This window comes from Rhizobium sp. BIGb0125, assembly GCF_024810055.1.
Classification (GTDB): Bacteria; Pseudomonadota; Alphaproteobacteria; order Rhizobiales; family Rhizobiaceae; genus Agrobacterium.
Genome location: NZ_JANUDV010000003.1, coordinates 343,642 through 359,309, shown reverse-complemented (window position 1 = coordinate 359,309; position 15,668 = coordinate 343,642). Strand labels below are relative to the sequence as shown.

The window sequence follows — 15,668 nt, the reverse complement described above, 5'->3', positions numbered from 1 at the left end:
ATATCAATGGATAATCTGAACATGACAAATGAGCCCGGCGCCCGCATCCGCGAAATCTACAAAACCATCACTGGCACGCAAGACATTGCCAGCTTCGTCGGCGGCGAATTCATCACCGGCTCCGGCACCGAACTGGCGCTGACAGACCCATCCACCGGCAAGGTTTTTGCGCAGTACAAGGATGCCGACAAGTCGGTCATCAATGCCGCCATGGATGCTGCAGCCACCGCCCAGAAGGAGTGGATGAAGCTGACGGCCTCTGGCCGTGGCCGGGTGATGTTTGAAATCGCCCGCCAGATCCGCGCCAATGCCGCCGTGATTGCCGAGGTGGAAAGCCGCTCTGCCGGCCGCCCGATCCGCGATATCAGGGGCGAGGTGACCAAGGTCGCCGAAATGTTCGAATATTATGCCGGCTGGTGCGACAAGCTGCATGGCGATGTCATTCCCGTGCCCACAACCCACCTCAACTACACCCGCAATGAGCCAATTGGCACTGTGGTGCAGATCACCCCGTGGAATGCGCCGCTCAACACCGGCGGCTGGCAAATTGCGCCGGCCATCTGCGCTGGCAATGCCGTGGTCATCAAGCCATCGGAACTGACACCACTCAGCACCATTCTGTTGGGTGTGTTGTGCGAAAAGGGCGGCGCACCGCGCGGTCTGGTCAATGTTATTGCCGGGCAGGGCACCACGGCCGGTCAGGCCGCCATTGCCCACCCGCAGACGGGACTTGTGGTGTTTGTCGGTTCGGCCTTTGCCGGTTCGATCATCGCGGCAGAAGCCGCCAAGAATGTCGTGCCATGCATTCTGGAACTCGGTGGCAAATCCGCCAATATCGTGTTTGACGATGCCGATATCGACCGCGCCATTCTCGGTGCGCAGTCTGCCATTTTCGGCGGTGCCGGCCAAAGCTGCGTGGCCGGTTCGCGCCTTCTGGTGCACCGCTCCATCCACCAGAAATTCGTCGAGAAATATACCGAGGCCACCCAGCGCATTCCGGTTGGCGACCCCTTCCTGGACACCACCCAGATCGGCCCGATCAACAACCTGCGCCAGTGGAACAAGATCAGTGAAATGGTCGAAACCGGCCTCAAGGAAGGCGCAACGCTTGCCACCGGCGGCCGCAAACCATCAGAACTGGAAGCAACGGGCGGATATTATTTCGCTCCGACCATTCTCGACAATGTCGCGCCACAGGCAACACTGTCAAAGGAAGAGGTGTTTGGCCCGGTGGTTGGTGTCACACCATTCGACAGCGAAGAAGAAGCAATCGCCTTGGCCAATGACAATCCATACGGATTGGCCGGTGCCGTGTGGACACAGAATGTGGCCCGCGCCCACCGCGTCGCCTCGCAGGTACGTGCCGGTACTTTCTGGATCAACGGTTACAAGACGATCAGTGTCATGTCGCCATTCGGTGGCTTTGGCAAAAGCGGTTATGGCCGCTCCAGCGGTCGCGACGCGCTGCTGGCCTATACCCAGACCAAGAGCATCTGGGTGGAAACCGCAGCAGACCCGGTGATCACCTTCGGTTATTTCGCCGGATAAAATTAAGACAGTGCGGGCCGGTCATTCCGGCCCGTTTCTGTTTCAGGCCCGTTTCTGTTTCAGGCCCAACTCTTTCACCTTGCCGGATACGCCCTGATGCCGCATTCTCTATGGCCAGGATAACAAACAGGTGGGAATGAGCATGGAAACCAACCAACTGCATCGCGGTCGGCTCATCGACCATATCCAGCTTGTCGTGCGTGACCTGAAGGTCAGCCAGCATTTTTACACCGCCGTTCTTGCTGTACTCGACATTCCGGTTGTCGAAACGGCAGAGGATTTTTTCTGGGCCGACGAACTGGTCGTATCTTCAGCCAAAAGTCCGGCGGCACTCGGTGTGTTGACCGGCCGGCACCATCTGGCCTTTCAGGCCAAGGACCGCGCCACGGTGGATGCGTTTTACAAAACAGCACTTGACCATGGCGGGCAGGACAATGGCGCGCCCGGCGAGCGCGAGAATTATCATCCCGGTTATTACGCCGCTTTCGTGCTTGATCCTGACGGCAATAATATTGAAGCCGTCTTCCACGGTGAGGCAAAACGCAGTGCTCCATCTGTTGTCATCGACTTCTAGGATGTCAGCACGTTTTGTCTGATAGCGGACAATGACGGTCAGTCATCACGCACAGTCACGCATTTTTGAACAATGCTGAAACCTTTTCACCATCTGGGAGTTTAGGCAGGGAGCGAATTGCTCGCACTTCAATTGTTCGCGATCCGCCTTCCAAGCGGAGGGTCAGGCTCGTTCAGGAGAGGAGATAACCCTATGAACTCCATTATCTATCTAGTCGGCCTCGTTGTTATCGTCATGTTCATTCTCTCGTTCCTGGGACTACGCTGATGACCGATCACACCATTGTTGAAACTCCCGCAGTGGGAACTCCCCCGGTGGAAACGCCAAACCGTAGCTATGTCGATTGGCCAGCCATTTTTGCTGGCGCCGTCATCGCGTCCGGCTCCATGGCCGTTCTGACGACGTTTGCTGGCGCTTTGGGACTTAGCTCCATCACGGCTGATGATGGCGGCGATATCAGCACAGTATGGCTGGTACTGACGGCATTGTTCGTCATTATCTCCATGGTTGGCTCTTACATGCTGGGCGGTTACGTAACCGGGCGCATGCGTCACCCATCTGTAGAGACATCGCGCGATGAACTGACCTTCCGTGATGGCATCAATGGTCTGGTAGTCTGGGGCATCGGCACCATCATTTCAACGCTTCTGGCGGTTGGTCTGGTGTCTGGCGGCGTCAAGGCAGCAGGCAATGTTGCAGCCACCGCAATCGAAGCAACCGGCTCAGCAGTCGGCGGCGCGGCACAGGGTGCTGGACAGCTTGCCGGTGGCGTCATTTCCGGTGCAGGCAGTGCAGTTGGCGGTGTTGCACAGGGCGTTGGTCAGGCTGCAGCCCCTACGGTCAACGACATGTTGCCAGGCGGCTTCAAGGCCAACCCGGTTGACTACTTCACTGATGTTCTGTTGCGCACAGACCCGCAGATTTCACAGATGGATGATACCCAGAACATGGCCTACACCCAGCGTCAGGTCAGCGGTATCCTCGGCACTTTGCTGTCGACAGGTGAAATCAGTGATGGTGACCGCATCTGGCTGACAAACCAGATCGTTGCCCGCACAGGTCTTAGCCCAACCGATGCAGAAGTTCGCGTTGCCGAAACAGTAGAGCGTGTAAAGACGGTGCGTACCGAAGCGCAGGCCAAGATCGACGAAGCCCAGAAACAGTTGACTGAAGTCCGGGCACAGGCAGAAAAAGCCGTCGAAGATGCCAAGACTGCAGCAGCTGATGCTGCCGAGAAGGCCCGTATCACCGGCATTCTCACAGCCTTCCTGCTGGGTGCATCTGCCCTTGTTGCAGCGGTTGCCGCCTACATTGGTGCCGTCCACGGTGGTCGTCACCGCGACGAAGGTCGCATCTGGGGTGGTCTCGCCTACAGAAAGTAACCAAGCTCCCCCTGAAGAAGGCAGCCCCTGTCTCACATGTGAGGCGGGGGCTGTCGCTCGCTGATCCCCTGGCCAGATCGAACACCTGGCCACGCAGACGGCAACATCAAGCGGACCAGTAGCGTCAAGCCAACATATACCGCAGCGTGTGGAACTTCTTGCCGCTTTCGCTGTTTCGCTTACGTACTCAAGGTAAAGGAATTAGGGATGAAAACCACGACAACAACCCGAGCCAAATCACTCACCCCTACGCAGTTGAAGAGCGAAATTGCCCAGCTGCAAAAGCAGGTAGCAGACCTCAGCAAGCAGCTTGCCACGCTGAAATCCCGCAAAGAACCGGAATCCTTTCTCGCCATCGGCCAGGATCGCCCTTGGATGCGCATTGCTGCAACGGTCGCTGCAACCTTCGTGCTTGGTCGCATTGTAGACCGTTTCCGGTTGGGTGCCGCCGGCGCGACAGCAGTACCGATGATTGCCGCCCAGCTTGGCCACCGCTTTTCGCTTCCCAACCGCCGTCGGTAATTTGAATGCCATCACGGATTAAGCAACAACATATCATTGGCAGTGCGACACAGCGGCTTTTGACCCGCGCGTCGTGGAGATAGCAGTAAAATGTCGTCCTTCCTGGAAACCACATTTGGACCCAAGGATTTTAAAATCATCGAGACTGCATTGCAGGCATGGCGCAGTCATTATGCGCTGGCAAAGGATGATCCCGATGTCAGCATAGCCGCCGAGATCTGCCTCAATCTCTACCGTGAGGGCAACAGAAACCTCCAGGACCTGCAAAACGCCATGGCGCGTCACAAGGGCCTGAACGAGATCGCCTCGCATCACTAGAGAATCTCCAGCGAAGTTGGAAACCGGTTTCGCTGGAAACGCTTCAGACTATTTTAGCACAAACATTTTGAGACAAGGGGCGGGGCATTTCATGCGCCGCCCTTTGGTTTTGACGGGTAATTGCATAGCGCAGTCCTGCTAACCCGCTGAAACAGCAAAGCACCATCCTTCAAACTCGCCAGCGGCAAGGCGGCCTGTTATATCAGGCGCACTGGCAGCGATGCCTCTATAAATACGCGTTCCGGGAGGCATGATGAAGCCGGACATTTTGATTGTCGATGACGATCCCGCCATCCGCTCGGTGGTACGGGTGACGCTGGAAAAGGCGGGCATGACTGTGGCGGACGCCCGCGATGGACGCGGCGCGCTGCAGGCAATCGCTGAAAATCATTGTGATCTGGTTGTGCTTGATATCGGCATGCCCGACATGGATGGTTTTGCCTGTTGCCGCGCCATCCGCGCAAATTCCAACGTGCCGGTGCTGTTTTTGACCGCGCAGGATGACGAAATAGACCGCGTGCTGGGTTTCGAACTGGGTGCAGATGATTACGTGACCAAACCTTTTTCGCCGCGCGAACTGGTGCTGCGCATCAAGGCAATATTGGCACGGGTCAGGCCCGTGCAGGACCACGTCGTCAGCCCCCGAGTCATAAGTCATGGCGATCTGGTGGTTGATCTCAACCGCCATGCCTGCACATTGCGCCACCAGGCACTTGACCTGACAGCAACCGAATTTGCAGTCCTCAGCATATTGCTGGCTCGGCCGGGTTTCGTTCTGGATCGCAACATGCTGATCAACCAGGCCTATGGCAACAATTCCAGCCTGTCCGGCCGCACACTTGACAGCCATGTCAGGAACATCAGGGCAAAAGCCGCCGCTCTTGGTTACGCAGACATCATCGAGACGGTACGCGGTGTCGGCCTGCGGCTTGGTCCCTGCACAATTGGCCCGAATGGGCAAAACACATGACAAGGCCGCTGGTCAGCCGTGTGCCGCACAAGTGGCGTCCGCGCATGGCACTGGTCGTGACATTGGTCTGCGCCAGCCTGCTGGCCGTGCCGTCCGTGGCAATTTTTGCCCTGCAACTTGGGACCAACTGGTTCATGCGCGAGACAGAATCCGCCTTGCTCAAGCAGGCCGCCATCTATGCTGGTGCCTATGCGCAGGCCTTTGAGGCCACAAGGACAGAAGGCGACACCGCCACGCCGGGTTACTACCTGCCGCCGCCAATGCGCGTTTTCTGGAATGCCGAAGCACGCACCTTCAATTCGCTGCTGGATCTGCGCGTCAACACCATTGAACCGACCCGGCCGGATGCGATGGAAACCGACAAGACGCTGGGTCCACGCTACCGGCAGATAGCAGACGGACTGAAGACTTTGGCGGAACGGGCCGGTCGCACGACGCTTTCAAGCGTGGTGTTTGTGGATTTTCAGGGGCTTGATCTGCAAGCGGCCACACCGATGAGCTTTGCCAGTGTGCCAGAGGTCGAAAAGGCACTGCGGGGCGAGGTGGGTGCAGCACTTCGCTGGCGCAGCGATGCCGATGCCCGCTGGCCGTTTTTATCCGTCAGCCGCGGCACGGGTTTTCGTGTGTTGATCACATACCCCGTCATCAGCGCCAACCGGGTAATTGGCGCGGTCTATATTTCGCGCACGCCGCGGCCGCTTGAAAACTATTCCTCGCAGGAGGCAACCGCCTTCATCACGCTGGCCGCGGTGACGGTGCTCGGTGCGCTGATCATCGGGTCGTTTCTGGTGTGGGCTGTGCTGCGGCCGCTGCTGGCTCTGCGCGATCAGGCGCGGCGGGTTGCAAATGGTGATGATACCGATCTTGCGCCGCTTGCCCATTACGGCATTGCCGAAATAGCGCAACTGGGTGACGCATTGCTGACCATGGCCGGCAGCCTGTCACAACGCTCCAAAGAAATTGCCATCTACACCAATCATGTCACGCATGAGCTTAAATCGCCGGTCACCTCCATCGTCGGGGCCGCCGAACTGCTTGAAGACGACGACCTGCCACCGGAAACCCAGCGTGCGCTGGCCGCCACAATCCGCGAGCAGGGCGAGCGCATGACCAGACTGCTGGACCAGTTGCGGGAAATAACACGGGCACGGCAGCAGGTTTCAGGTCAATCCAGCCATGGGGCAACCCGCTTATCCCAGATGTTACCAGCGGAAGATGGCCTGGAAATATCCGTCAATGACGGGCAGGCGACGCTGCCGCTTTCACTGCTGCATGGCCGCACCATTCTGTCCCACATGGCGCAAAATGCCCGCCACCACGGTGCCGACAGGCTGTTGTTGCATTGGAATGGCCGACAACTGATCATTACCGACAATGGTCGCGGATTTGCCGACGTTGATCTGACCCAGCTTGGCCAACCGTTTTTCACAACGCGGCGCGAAGAGGGCGGCACAGGCTTAGGGCTTGCCATCGTCATTGCCATTCTGGATCTTTACGGCGCAACGCTGCGTCCGGTGCGCCAAGAAGAGGGCGCACGCTTCGAGATAGACTTTCCAAGCGACTGACCTCTGCACACAATCTGCACCAATGCTGCACGACACCACAGGCGAACCAGCGGGCGATGCACGCTAGACAGGCCAGGCAGGCACCACAAAGCCTGCTCATTCGATAGGAAAACCAATGAACGTAAAGCTCCTGATTGGCCTTGCCATTGCGCTTGCCTCGCCACTATCTGCCCTTATCGCCACGCCTGCCAGCGCCGCTGACAACATCGCCAATCGTTATCTGAAAGCCTCTGAGCCATATTCAAAGGCGACATGCCCGGTGAAACCGGATGGCATCAACAATTTCGTCTATTTCAGCCGCGACCGTGAAGCAATCCAGGGCCATCCGCTGTTGACCAACACACGCTTTTCCGGCGCACAGATCATGTATTCCTGGCGCAACCTTGAACCAAGCGAAGGTCAATATGACTTTTCCGACATCAAGGCCGATGTCGATTACCTTGCCCAACATGGCAAGAAGCTGTTCATCCAGCTGCAGGATGCGTCGTTCTCCCCCGAATATAAGCCGGTGCCGAACTACCTGCTGACAGACAAATTCGACGGTGGCGTTACCGGCCAATATACCGATGACGGCAAGCTTGAGGGCTGGGTGGCCAAACGCTGGAACGACGCTGTTCATGCGCGCTTCGAGCGCCTGTTGCTGGCACTCGGCAAGGAATTCGATGGCCGCATTGAAGGCGTAAACCTGCAGGAAACCGCAATTGGCGTCACCGCCAAGTCCGATCATTCCTTCTCGGCCGCGCGTTACATTGAGGGCATTAAAGCCAACATGCAGGCGTTGAAGACCGCATTCCCGAAATCGACAACCATGATCTATGCCAACTTCATGCCGGATGAGTGGTTGCCGTGGGACGACAAGGGTTATCTGCGCGGCATCTACGACTTTGGCAACCAGATCGGCGTTGGCCTTGGTGCACCCGACCTAATGGTAACCCGTAAGAACCAGCTGAACCACGCGCTTGCCATGATGCATGAGAACAGCTTCACGGTACCGCTTGGCATTGCCGTGCAGGATGGCAATTACATCGGCGAAACCGGCACTGAAAAGGTCGTCAAGAAGCGCAAAAATCTCGTACCGATGCTGCACGCCTTCGCGGCAGATTTTCTCAAAGTGAACTACATGTTCTGGGTCAACCAGCAGCCCTATTTCGAAGAGGACGTGCTGCCCTGTTTCGCAGAATATAAGAATATCCAAGGAGGTCAGTGACCGCACGAAGACGGCAGTCACTGACCGGTGATGGCAGGCCGCGCTAAGCCCGGATAATCCAGAAACATCGTCGGTGTCATGGCCGTGACCTGCCGGAAGGCGCAGGAGAATGACGCTGTGCTGGAAAAGCCGAACTCACTGGCAACGCGGGCAATGGCATAACCTCGGCCCAGCTGGTCCATGGCCTGCACGATGCGGGCACGCTGCCGCCAGGATTTCAGCGTCATGCCGGTTTCCTCCGGGAAAAGCCGGCTGACCGTGCGCACCGAAGTTGCCGCCCGTGCCGCCAACTCATCGATGTTCATCGCGTTCCGGCGGTCCTCGAAGGCGAGATCCGCCACCCGTTTGCCAATCTGGCTGACGGGCAGGGGCAGAAAGGTCGGGGCGTGCGCCGTCTCGGTCAGTTCATGCAGCATCAGCCTTGCGACCAGTTCAACCTTGTCCGGCCCGGTGGTGTCGGAAAAGGCAGCGTCAAGCAGCGCCTGCATCAGCGGCGTCACCCGCAGCGTAAACGGTCGGTCCAACTGGGTTGGCGGCGCCCATGCCTCGGCCACCACTGGTTCCCAGTTGACCATCCACAGTTCAGCATCGGTCAGCACCTCGACCCGATGTGAAACGCCGGCCGGTATCCACACGGCAAGCTGCGGCGGCACCAGCCAGCGACCGGCCTCCGTCAACACCTGCACCATGCCCGATGCGGCAAAGGTCAGCTGCGCTTCTTCATGGGTGTGGGTCGGCATGCCCATGCCACGCTGTTTGAAACCACGGTGCAGGGTAAAGGGCGGTTTGTGCATCCGGTTTGGCCTTTGCGCGATGCGGATTGGCGTCACATCGCCAAGCCGTTGGTCTATCATGGCCAGTATCAAAGGTCGAGCGCGTGCAAAGCCCAGCGGCACAAGCACCCGAAATGAGGAACGAGAGATGAAAGCGGTTGTCATCAGACAATACGGCAATAATGACGTGGTCGAGTATACCGACGTTGATCGCCCGGTGCCGGGGCCAAGTGAGGTTCTGGTCAGGGTCCACGCCGCAGGCGTCAATCCCGTCGACTGGAAAATCCGTGGCGGCCTTGGCCAGCGCATGGGCCTGTCGCTGCCCATTCATCTTGGTGGCGAAATTGCCGGCACTGTCGAAGAATGCGGCGATGCCGTCAGCAACTTCAAACCGGGCGATGCGGTCTATGGCATTATCCCGACCGGCGGTTTTGCAGATTATGCCATTGCCAGGGCGGACGACATTGCCCACAAACCGGCCAATCTCGATTTCATGGAAAGTGCCGCCATACCGCTCGGCGCGCTGACCGCATGGCAGGCGATGTTTGATCTCGCCAAACTTCAGAGCGGCCAGAAGCTATTGATAACAAACAGTTCTGGCGGTGTCGGTTCGCTTGCCGTGCAACTTGCCAAGGCCAAGGGCGCGCATGTCACCGCCATGGGATCAGCCCGCAATGAAGACTATATCCGCAGCCTCGGCGCAGATCAGTTCATTGATTACAAAAGCCAACCGTTTGACACCATGACCAAAGATATCGATGTGGTGTTCGACACGATGGGCGGCGACACCTTTGACAAGGCGTTCCTGCCGCTGAAGAAGGGCGGTTTTCTGGTCACCGCCGTGGCGTTCCCCGCCGATGAGGCAGACAGATATGGTGTTGGCGCTGCCCGCGTTTTCTGCAAAGCCAATGCACAACAACTGGTGTCGATCCGCGAACTGGTCGAAGCAGGGAAACTGAAGCCCACCGTCGCAACCGTGCTGCCGCTTGCCGAGATCAAACAGGCCTTTGATCTCTCCGAGGCCGGGCGCACCCGTGGCAAGATCGTGCTTGATGTCATCGGCCAGCTCTAGACGGCATACCTGATCGGGCGCGGCGAGGGGATTGCCGCCGCCCATCATCACGGTAGATGTTCGGCGGCAAAATCCACGAAGGTGCGTAGTTTGGGCGACAGATGTTTGCTCGTCGGCCACATGACGCTGATCTGTGTTTTCGTGGGCAGATAGTCATCGAGAACACTGACCAGACGGCCGCTTTGCAACTGGTTGCGCACGGCGAGATCCGGAACGCAGGCAAGGCCAAGACCATTTTCGGCAAAACAGATTTGCGGGTCGAGCGTGTTCATGACGGCGCTGTTCAAAAGCTCGACATGAACCGGTTTCCCGCCATCAGACAGCGGCCATTTGTCCAGCTTTCCAGTGGTGGCAAAGCGGTAGATCAGGCAGGGATGCGTGGCGAGGTCCTGTGGTTGTTTCGGAATACCGGCATCGCGAAAATAGCCCGGCGAACCGATGATCACCCGGCGGTAATAACCAAGCGTGCGTTTCATTAGGCGGCTGTCGGCATGGTCACCGGTTCGGATCACCGCATCGAAACCCTCATCGATCACATCAACCACGCGATCGGTGAAATCCAGCTCCAGTTCGATCCGCGGATAGAGCCGTTTGAACCCGGCAATCTTCTGCAAAAACAGGCTGCCCATCGAGGGCAGGCTGAGGCGTAATTTACCCTGCGGTGCCTGCCGCGTCTGCGACAGTTCGGTTTCGGCTGCCTCAAACTCTCTGAGGATATGACGACAACGTTTGAGAAACATCGCCCCTTCCTCGGTCAGGGTGATGCTGCGGGTCGAGCGATGAAACAACCGCACACCAAGCCGCTCTTCCAGACGTTGCACGGCCTTGCTCACCGCCGATGCCGTGACACCGAGCTTGCGACCCGCCTCGGTAAAACCACCGGTATCGGCCGCTTGAACAAAGGCGTGGAGCGCACCAAAACTGTCCAAAACTCGTCCCCCCATGCACGACAAAAATTCCAAAGTGTTGTGAATTGTAGAGAATTTTTCTTTGTCTGACGAGCCTTTACAACTAGCCGCCACCCATCGCTCGTGCCGCTTTCGCCATCTGCGGCAGGGTTATGGACTGCCCCCCAATTTCGAAAGGCTCTAACGCATGACGACACAAACCAGCTCCGCATCGCCGGCTGCACCGCCGCACAGTCTACCGCTTGGCAAGTTGCTGGTGCTTGCCTGCGCAGGTTTTGTCACCTTAATGACGGAGGTCATGCCCGCCGGCCTGTTGCCGCAGATCAGCAGCGGGCTTGGCGTAACCGACAGCCTGTCCGGCCAACTTGTCACCGCCTATGCGGCCGGCTCTTTGCTGACGGCCATTCCTTTGATGACATTGACCCAGACGTTGCCGCGACGCGGGCTGTTACTCACCGCATTGGTCGGGTTTATCATCGTCAACGCCGTTACGGCGGTGTCTCATCTCTATTGGCTGACACTGGTCGCGCGGTTTTTCGCGGGCATGTTCGGCGGCATGGTATGGGCGCTGCTGGTCGGTTACGCGGCACGCATCGCACCGGCGCATCTCATCGGCCGGGCCATAGCCATTACCGGTATTGGCGGCCCGCTGGCCTTTTCCCTTGGCGTACCCGTTGGCACATTCCTGGGCACGATATTCGGTTGGCGACTGGCCTTTGGCGGCATGAGTGTGCTGGCCTTGGCACTTGTGCTGTCAGCCTATGTCTTGCTGCCAGATTTCCCCGGCCAGCAACGTGGCAAACAAGTGTCCATTCGCCATGTGTTGATGCTTCCAGGCCTTGTTGCCATCCTGGCGACGATGTTGATATTCGTCGTCGCGCACAACATTCTCTACACCTATATCGCACCCTTCCTGCAGCCTTCGGGCCTGACATCGCGTGTTGACCTCGTGCTTTTGCTGTTCGGTGTCGCTGGTATAATCGGGCTGTGGTTGGCCGGCACATTCATCGACCGTCACCTGCGCGTGATGGTGCTAGGCAGCCTGCTGATATTTGCAACCATTGCCCTCGTGCTCGCCTTTGCGACCACGTCACCATCCGTCATTCTGGTTGCCGTGATTATCTGGGGCGGTGTCGTCGGCGCTGCGCCAACCCTGTTCCAGACCGCGCAGGCCAAGGCGGCGGGTGAGGCGACCGATATAGCGCAGGCCATGTTCGTGACGGCCTGGAATTGCGGCATTGCTGGTGGTGGTCTGGTGGGCGGCCTGCTGCTTGATCATATCGGCCCAGCCTCATTCCCATGGGCAATCTTGGCGTTATTGCTTTCGGCCTTGGGGCTAGCAACGGCTGCAAAGTACGACGGTTTTGTCGCGGCAAAACCATAGCAAACCACAACGGCTTGAGCGCTGTTCGCCAACGCTCAAGCCTTGCATGTAGGGGTATCAGCCGTTGTTCCAGCGTTCACGCAGCTCGTTGGATGCGGCATCCGCACTGCCCGAAACGGATGCCGGCACAGCTAGCGGATTTTTCGCAGTGAATTCTTGGTTGATTGCGGTTAGCTTCACACCACGCCCGCCGGGCCGTTAACGGGAGATAAAACATGTTCACCCACATCATGATTGGCAGCAATGACCTGGAACAGGCCAGACGTTTCTACGACGCGACATTCACGGCACTGGGCGGCAAACCGGGCGAGATGGATGCCAGAGGTCGCCTGATATATCTGCATGACGGTAGCCGGTTGATGATCACCACACCGATCAATGGCAAACCGGCAACAGCCGCCAATGGCGGCACCATCGGCATTGCGGCCGCAACAGCTGCCAACGTCCAGGCATGGCATGATGCAGGTGTTGCCAATGGCGGCACCTCCATTGAAACGCCACCCACCGAGCGCCCCAACGGCGCTTTCGTCGCTTATCTGCGCGACCCCGACGGCAACAAGCTGACCGCCCGCACACCGGCAAAGAAGTGAGATAGACCGACCTCTATGAAAGATGATTTGAATTCCGCTGTGCGTGCAGCGGCAAAAGGTTCTGGATGGTCGGCAAAACACGACACCCTCGTGAAGCGTCTTGATGGTTCGGTGCTTGCGGTGCATCCGCGCCGCGGCTCAAAAGGCTTTATCGAGTTCCGAGCTAAACCTGTCGCCTGGGATCAGCTGCTCTGGTCGATCCTCCAAATATCAGGCAATGACAAAATGCCCGCCAGCTTCCATTTTACTGGTGCATTTACTTGCGACACACCGGCATTGATGCACTTAACGATCGCAGACACAGATGGGCATGACACGGTCGCCATCAAAATGCTCGAACTTGCGGCACGTTGCCGAGGCCAGACGGGCCTGTGGAGTGGTTATAGTCTGAACGACGCGATAGCAGCCGAGGCACCAAACCAACCCTATCGCTATCATATGACGCAAGTCATTGAGCGGATCGCCGCCGGAGATCGGCAATCTGCAAATTTTATCTGTCAGCAAGCGTCTTCCGGTGCGCTGGACATTAGAAAGTCGTTCAGTTCGACGGACAATGAAACGCCGCTGGATGCCACAGGTGGTCGACCATCCAAGACCTTCTTTGAACTTGCACAGCTGTGGATGAACCGACATTGATGAGCGGATAGCCACCATGACAAATAGCTTAGTGGGCACCGCGTTCGCGGGAAGAGGCGATCAGCGCAACCGCCGAAAGTTTGGCCCGTCTTGGCCTGATCAGCGCCCAAAACACCCTGAAAATCCGACCGGAAACCATAAAAACAAAGCCCTATTAGAAGGGGCTTAACGAAATCGTTTCTCGAGGCTAGAATAGTCTCGCTAAAGGACGGAACCTTTTTCGGTCCGCCCCGTTTTAGGCTTGTTCTGGAGGAGGAACAGATGCCGACATTATCTTGGGGCAACCCAATCGAAGTGAAAACACCGCATAGTGGCACACAGACTGTCCATGGCCCATATTCCGCTCTTGCCATTCTGACCAATGAATGGCCGGATGCACGCGGACCGGCCTATGTCGAGGCTCGGCGTTTTTGCCGCGCCGCACTGGATGGCAGAAAATCAGCTGAAGAAGCGCGTGAGCGGTTCATGCTTGCCGCGGGCGAAGCAAACCTGACGCCACCATCACGGCGAAACCACGCATAGTTGCCGGTGGGCCGACCCTGTTGGTCACTTGCAACATGACTGGATATAAACCGGCCGCCATAAGGGCGGCTGGATATTTGTCGTTTTGGCAATCAATCCCGCGATGATGGGCTCTTTGATCACGCTGAGAGCGCGAGATCAGGGCTTCGGCAGGGCCGCTTCCACGGCAGTTCCCACTTCCTCAAAGCTGCTGGCAATCTCCAGCTGTTTACCGTCAAGGAAAAAGGTCGGCGTGCCCGCCACCTTGAACTCTTCCTGCGCCTGTTTGGTGGCTGCATTCAGCTGGTCGAAATAGGGCTGGTCGGCCACGGCCTTGTCAAAGCCGGCCTTGTCGATGCCCATTCCCTCGGCAATCGACCTTACCGCCTGTTCGGTGTCCTGTGCGGCGGCCAGTTCGTCAAACTTGTCCATATAGGTCGAGACGGTCTCATCGAACTTGTCTGCACCCCGCGAATGCGCCAGCATGAAAATGACCGCATCCAGCGAATTGCGCATGAAGGGGCGGTAGGCGATTTTCAGCTTGCCCGTGCTGACAAACTTTTCCTGCAGCTTCGGCAGTTCATTGGCGTGGAAATCAACACAGTGGCTGCAGGTTGGCGAGGAATAGACAATCAGCGACACCGGTGCACTGTCAGCCCCGATATAGCTGTCGGGCAGCAGGCCTTTCAAAACGGCATCGTCAGTGCCTTGCGCCAGCACTGGGGCTGCCAGACCAAGGGCAAGGCAGGCACCCAACACCAACCGACGCGAAATATGACCCGCTGCTATATTCATGTTCATCTGTCCTGACCTGCTTGAATATGACGTTTCCAAAGATATCTATGACCTGAAGTTGTGCGATGAATAAAGCCACTTGATGGCCTTATCCAACGGACTTCGGCTTTGTCCCATAATTCATTTGGGCCCCAGAACCATCTTTAACGCGCCATTCTCAGGCAGGCCGGAAACGGTGCCAATGCTGCCGTCATCCTTTTTGAAAACAATGGCCGGCGTGCCGTTGAAACCAAGGCTGGTCATCAGCTCGGCATTGCTGTTGAGGCTCGCGGTACTCTTGTCACTGATCTTCGACAGGGCTTTGATGCCGCCGCTTTTATGCTTCAGCTCATTTTCCGTCAGCGCCTCAGATGGCGACTTGGCCTCGAGAATAGCGGCCGCCTTGGCCGGAGAATCCTGCCTGATCACACCAACCATGATGTGGCGCAACTGCACCTTGCCGCTGTCGATCCATGGCCGCGCAGCCTGCCAGAACTTGTTGCAGTAGGGGCAGTTGGGGTCGGTGAAGGTATAAACAATGCGTGGTGCATCGGCCTTGCCATCTGCCACCCAGGCGGATTGTTCCAGCTGTTTCCAGCCATCTTCCATGATCGGCTTTTCGACCATTTCCTTCAGCTGGGTTTCGGCCATGTCCTGACCGGAACCATCAACCAGCGTGCCAACCACCACATGTTCATTGTCAGGCGTCAGATAGATGGCAAGCGGCTGTGAACCGGCCTTGGCGGCAAAGGCCCGCAGGCCACCCGGCACCTTCATTTCACCGAGGATGGTGATGCCCTGACCCTCAATTGTGCGCAGGATTGGCGGCAGATCGGCCTTGTCTTCGGCACGGGCGGGCAGGGCTGACAACAGGCCAAGCGCGCAGGTGACAACGATGAGATGGCGGGTAAGGGAGAAACGAGACATGGAGGTTACTTTCAAGA

The 15,668-nt window shown here is 57.7% G+C and carries 17 protein-coding genes; 13 read left to right on the top strand and 4 right to left on the bottom strand.

The window, feature by feature from the left end:
- Nucleotides 1-6 precede the first annotated feature (6 nt).
- From M2418_RS09975 to M2418_RS09940, 8 genes are all read left to right on the top strand, one after another.
- Nucleotides 7-1,548 (top strand): aldehyde dehydrogenase family protein, encoded by a 1,542-nt coding sequence (locus M2418_RS09975; RefSeq protein WP_259146254.1) that lies wholly within the window; start codon nucleotides 7-9, stop codon nucleotides 1,546-1,548.
- A gap of 142 nt (nucleotides 1,549-1,690) precedes the next feature.
- Nucleotides 1,691-2,122: a VOC family protein gene (locus M2418_RS09970; protein ID WP_259146253.1), complete on the top strand. Its 432-nt coding sequence runs from the start codon at nucleotides 1,691-1,693 to the stop codon at nucleotides 2,120-2,122.
- Between the two features lie 266 nt (nucleotides 2,123-2,388).
- Nucleotides 2,389-3,504, top strand: a complete 1,116-nt coding sequence (locus tag M2418_RS09965) for a hypothetical protein (RefSeq protein ID WP_250985419.1) — start codon at nucleotides 2,389-2,391, stop codon at nucleotides 3,502-3,504.
- Between the two features lie 207 nt (nucleotides 3,505-3,711).
- Nucleotides 3,712-4,026, top strand: coding sequence for a hypothetical protein (locus M2418_RS09960; RefSeq protein WP_259146252.1), 315 nt, complete (start codon nucleotides 3,712-3,714; stop codon nucleotides 4,024-4,026).
- Between the two features lie 90 nt (nucleotides 4,027-4,116).
- Nucleotides 4,117-4,344 carry a hypothetical protein gene (locus M2418_RS09955; RefSeq protein WP_192491059.1) on the top strand — a complete coding sequence of 76 codons (228 nt, stop codon included), beginning with the start codon at nucleotides 4,117-4,119 and terminating at the stop codon, nucleotides 4,342-4,344.
- 253 nt (nucleotides 4,345-4,597) lie between these two features.
- Entirely contained in the window at nucleotides 4,598-5,314 is a 717-nt protein-coding gene (locus tag M2418_RS09950) for a response regulator transcription factor (protein WP_259146654.1), read from the top strand.
- On the top strand, nucleotides 5,311-6,879 hold the full coding sequence (locus tag M2418_RS09945) for a histidine kinase dimerization/phospho-acceptor domain-containing protein (RefSeq protein ID WP_259146250.1): 1,569 nt from the start codon (nucleotides 5,311-5,313) through the stop codon (nucleotides 6,877-6,879). The genes M2418_RS09950 and M2418_RS09945 overlap by 4 nt, the downstream gene beginning before the upstream one ends.
- Before the next feature lie 115 nt (nucleotides 6,880-6,994).
- Nucleotides 6,995-8,086: a hypothetical protein gene (locus M2418_RS09940; RefSeq protein ID WP_259146249.1), complete on the top strand. Its 1,092-nt coding sequence runs from the start codon at nucleotides 6,995-6,997 to the stop codon at nucleotides 8,084-8,086.
- 17 nt (nucleotides 8,087-8,103) lie between these two features.
- On the opposite strand, the gene M2418_RS09935 is transcribed toward M2418_RS09940, so the two are convergent.
- A complete protein-coding gene (locus tag M2418_RS09935; protein WP_259146248.1) occupies nucleotides 8,104-8,940 on the bottom strand; it encodes a helix-turn-helix domain-containing protein in 837 nt (278 codons plus the stop codon).
- Between the two features lie 67 nt (nucleotides 8,941-9,007).
- Between M2418_RS09935 and M2418_RS09930 the strand changes: the two genes are divergently transcribed.
- Complete coding sequence (locus M2418_RS09930; protein WP_259146246.1) at nucleotides 9,008-9,931, top strand: NADP-dependent oxidoreductase; 924 nt, start codon at nucleotides 9,008-9,010, stop codon at nucleotides 9,929-9,931.
- A 47-nt stretch (nucleotides 9,932-9,978) separates the two neighbouring features.
- On the opposite strand, the gene M2418_RS09925 is transcribed toward M2418_RS09930, so the two are convergent.
- A complete protein-coding gene (locus tag M2418_RS09925) occupies nucleotides 9,979-10,860 on the bottom strand; it encodes a LysR family transcriptional regulator (protein ID WP_259146245.1) in 882 nt (293 codons plus the stop codon).
- Between the two features lie 166 nt (nucleotides 10,861-11,026).
- On the opposite strand from M2418_RS09925, the gene M2418_RS09920 reads away from it, so the two are divergent.
- The 4 genes from M2418_RS09920 to M2418_RS09905 all read left to right on the top strand — a co-directional run bounded on the left by M2418_RS09920 (nucleotide 11,027) and on the right by M2418_RS09905 (nucleotide 13,971).
- Nucleotides 11,027-12,223 carry an MFS transporter gene (locus M2418_RS09920; protein ID WP_259146243.1) on the top strand — a complete coding sequence of 399 codons (1,197 nt, stop codon included), beginning with the start codon at nucleotides 11,027-11,029 and terminating at the stop codon, nucleotides 12,221-12,223.
- A 215-nt stretch (nucleotides 12,224-12,438) separates the two neighbouring features.
- Nucleotides 12,439-12,813: a VOC family protein gene (locus tag M2418_RS09915; protein WP_259146241.1), complete on the top strand. Its 375-nt coding sequence runs from the start codon at nucleotides 12,439-12,441 to the stop codon at nucleotides 12,811-12,813.
- Nucleotides 12,814-12,828: 15 nt separating this feature from the next.
- Nucleotides 12,829-13,449 (top strand): hypothetical protein, encoded by a 621-nt coding sequence (locus M2418_RS09910; protein ID WP_259146239.1) that lies wholly within the window; start codon nucleotides 12,829-12,831, stop codon nucleotides 13,447-13,449.
- A 261-nt stretch (nucleotides 13,450-13,710) separates the two neighbouring features.
- Entirely contained in the window at nucleotides 13,711-13,971 is a 261-nt protein-coding gene (locus M2418_RS09905; protein WP_192491047.1) for a DUF982 domain-containing protein, read from the top strand.
- Between the two features lie 138 nt (nucleotides 13,972-14,109).
- Here the strand turns inward: M2418_RS09905 and M2418_RS09900 are convergent, their stop codons facing one another.
- Both M2418_RS09900 and dsbG read right to left on the bottom strand, forming a co-directional pair.
- Nucleotides 14,110-14,745: a DsbA family protein gene (locus M2418_RS09900; protein WP_259146238.1), complete on the bottom strand. Its 636-nt coding sequence runs from the start codon at nucleotides 14,743-14,745 to the stop codon at nucleotides 14,110-14,112.
- 120 nt (nucleotides 14,746-14,865) lie between these two features.
- Nucleotides 14,866-15,651 carry a thiol:disulfide interchange protein DsbG gene (dsbG, locus tag M2418_RS09895; protein WP_259146236.1) on the bottom strand — a complete coding sequence of 262 codons (786 nt, stop codon included), beginning with the start codon at nucleotides 15,649-15,651 and terminating at the stop codon, nucleotides 14,866-14,868.
- Between the last annotated feature and the right edge of the window lie 17 nt (nucleotides 15,652-15,668).

Excerpts from the sequence above, each read along its gene's own strand:
- M2418_RS09975 (WP_259146254.1), top strand. The coding sequence starts at position 7 with ATGGATAATCTGAACATGACAAATGAGCCCGGCGCCCGCATCCGCGAA.
- M2418_RS09970 (WP_259146253.1), top strand. The coding sequence starts at position 1,691 with ATGGAAACCAACCAACTGCATCGCGGTCGGCTCATCGACCATATCCAG.
- M2418_RS09965 (WP_250985419.1), top strand. The coding sequence starts at position 2,389 with ATGACCGATCACACCATTGTTGAAACTCCCGCAGTGGGAACTCCCCCG.
- M2418_RS09960 (WP_259146252.1), top strand. The coding sequence starts at position 3,712 with ATGAAAACCACGACAACAACCCGAGCCAAATCACTCACCCCTACGCAG.
- M2418_RS09955 (WP_192491059.1), top strand. The coding sequence starts at position 4,117 with ATGTCGTCCTTCCTGGAAACCACATTTGGACCCAAGGATTTTAAAATC.
- M2418_RS09950 (WP_259146654.1), top strand. The coding sequence starts at position 4,598 with ATGAAGCCGGACATTTTGATTGTCGATGACGATCCCGCCATCCGCTCG.
- M2418_RS09945 (WP_259146250.1), top strand. The coding sequence starts at position 5,311 with ATGACAAGGCCGCTGGTCAGCCGTGTGCCGCACAAGTGGCGTCCGCGC.
- M2418_RS09940 (WP_259146249.1), top strand. The coding sequence starts at position 6,995 with ATGAACGTAAAGCTCCTGATTGGCCTTGCCATTGCGCTTGCCTCGCCA.
- M2418_RS09935 (WP_259146248.1), bottom strand. The coding sequence starts at position 8,940 with ATGATAGACCAACGGCTTGGCGATGTGACGCCAATCCGCATCGCGCAA.
- M2418_RS09930 (WP_259146246.1), top strand. The coding sequence starts at position 9,008 with ATGAAAGCGGTTGTCATCAGACAATACGGCAATAATGACGTGGTCGAG.
- M2418_RS09920 (WP_259146243.1), top strand. The coding sequence starts at position 11,027 with ATGACGACACAAACCAGCTCCGCATCGCCGGCTGCACCGCCGCACAGT.
- M2418_RS09915 (WP_259146241.1), top strand. The coding sequence starts at position 12,439 with ATGTTCACCCACATCATGATTGGCAGCAATGACCTGGAACAGGCCAGA.
- M2418_RS09910 (WP_259146239.1), top strand. The coding sequence starts at position 12,829 with ATGAAAGATGATTTGAATTCCGCTGTGCGTGCAGCGGCAAAAGGTTCT.
- M2418_RS09905 (WP_192491047.1), top strand. The coding sequence starts at position 13,711 with ATGCCGACATTATCTTGGGGCAACCCAATCGAAGTGAAAACACCGCAT.
- M2418_RS09900 (WP_259146238.1), bottom strand. The coding sequence starts at position 14,745 with ATGAATATAGCAGCGGGTCATATTTCGCGTCGGTTGGTGTTGGGTGCC.
- dsbG (WP_259146236.1), bottom strand. The coding sequence starts at position 15,651 with ATGTCTCGTTTCTCCCTTACCCGCCATCTCATCGTTGTCACCTGCGCG.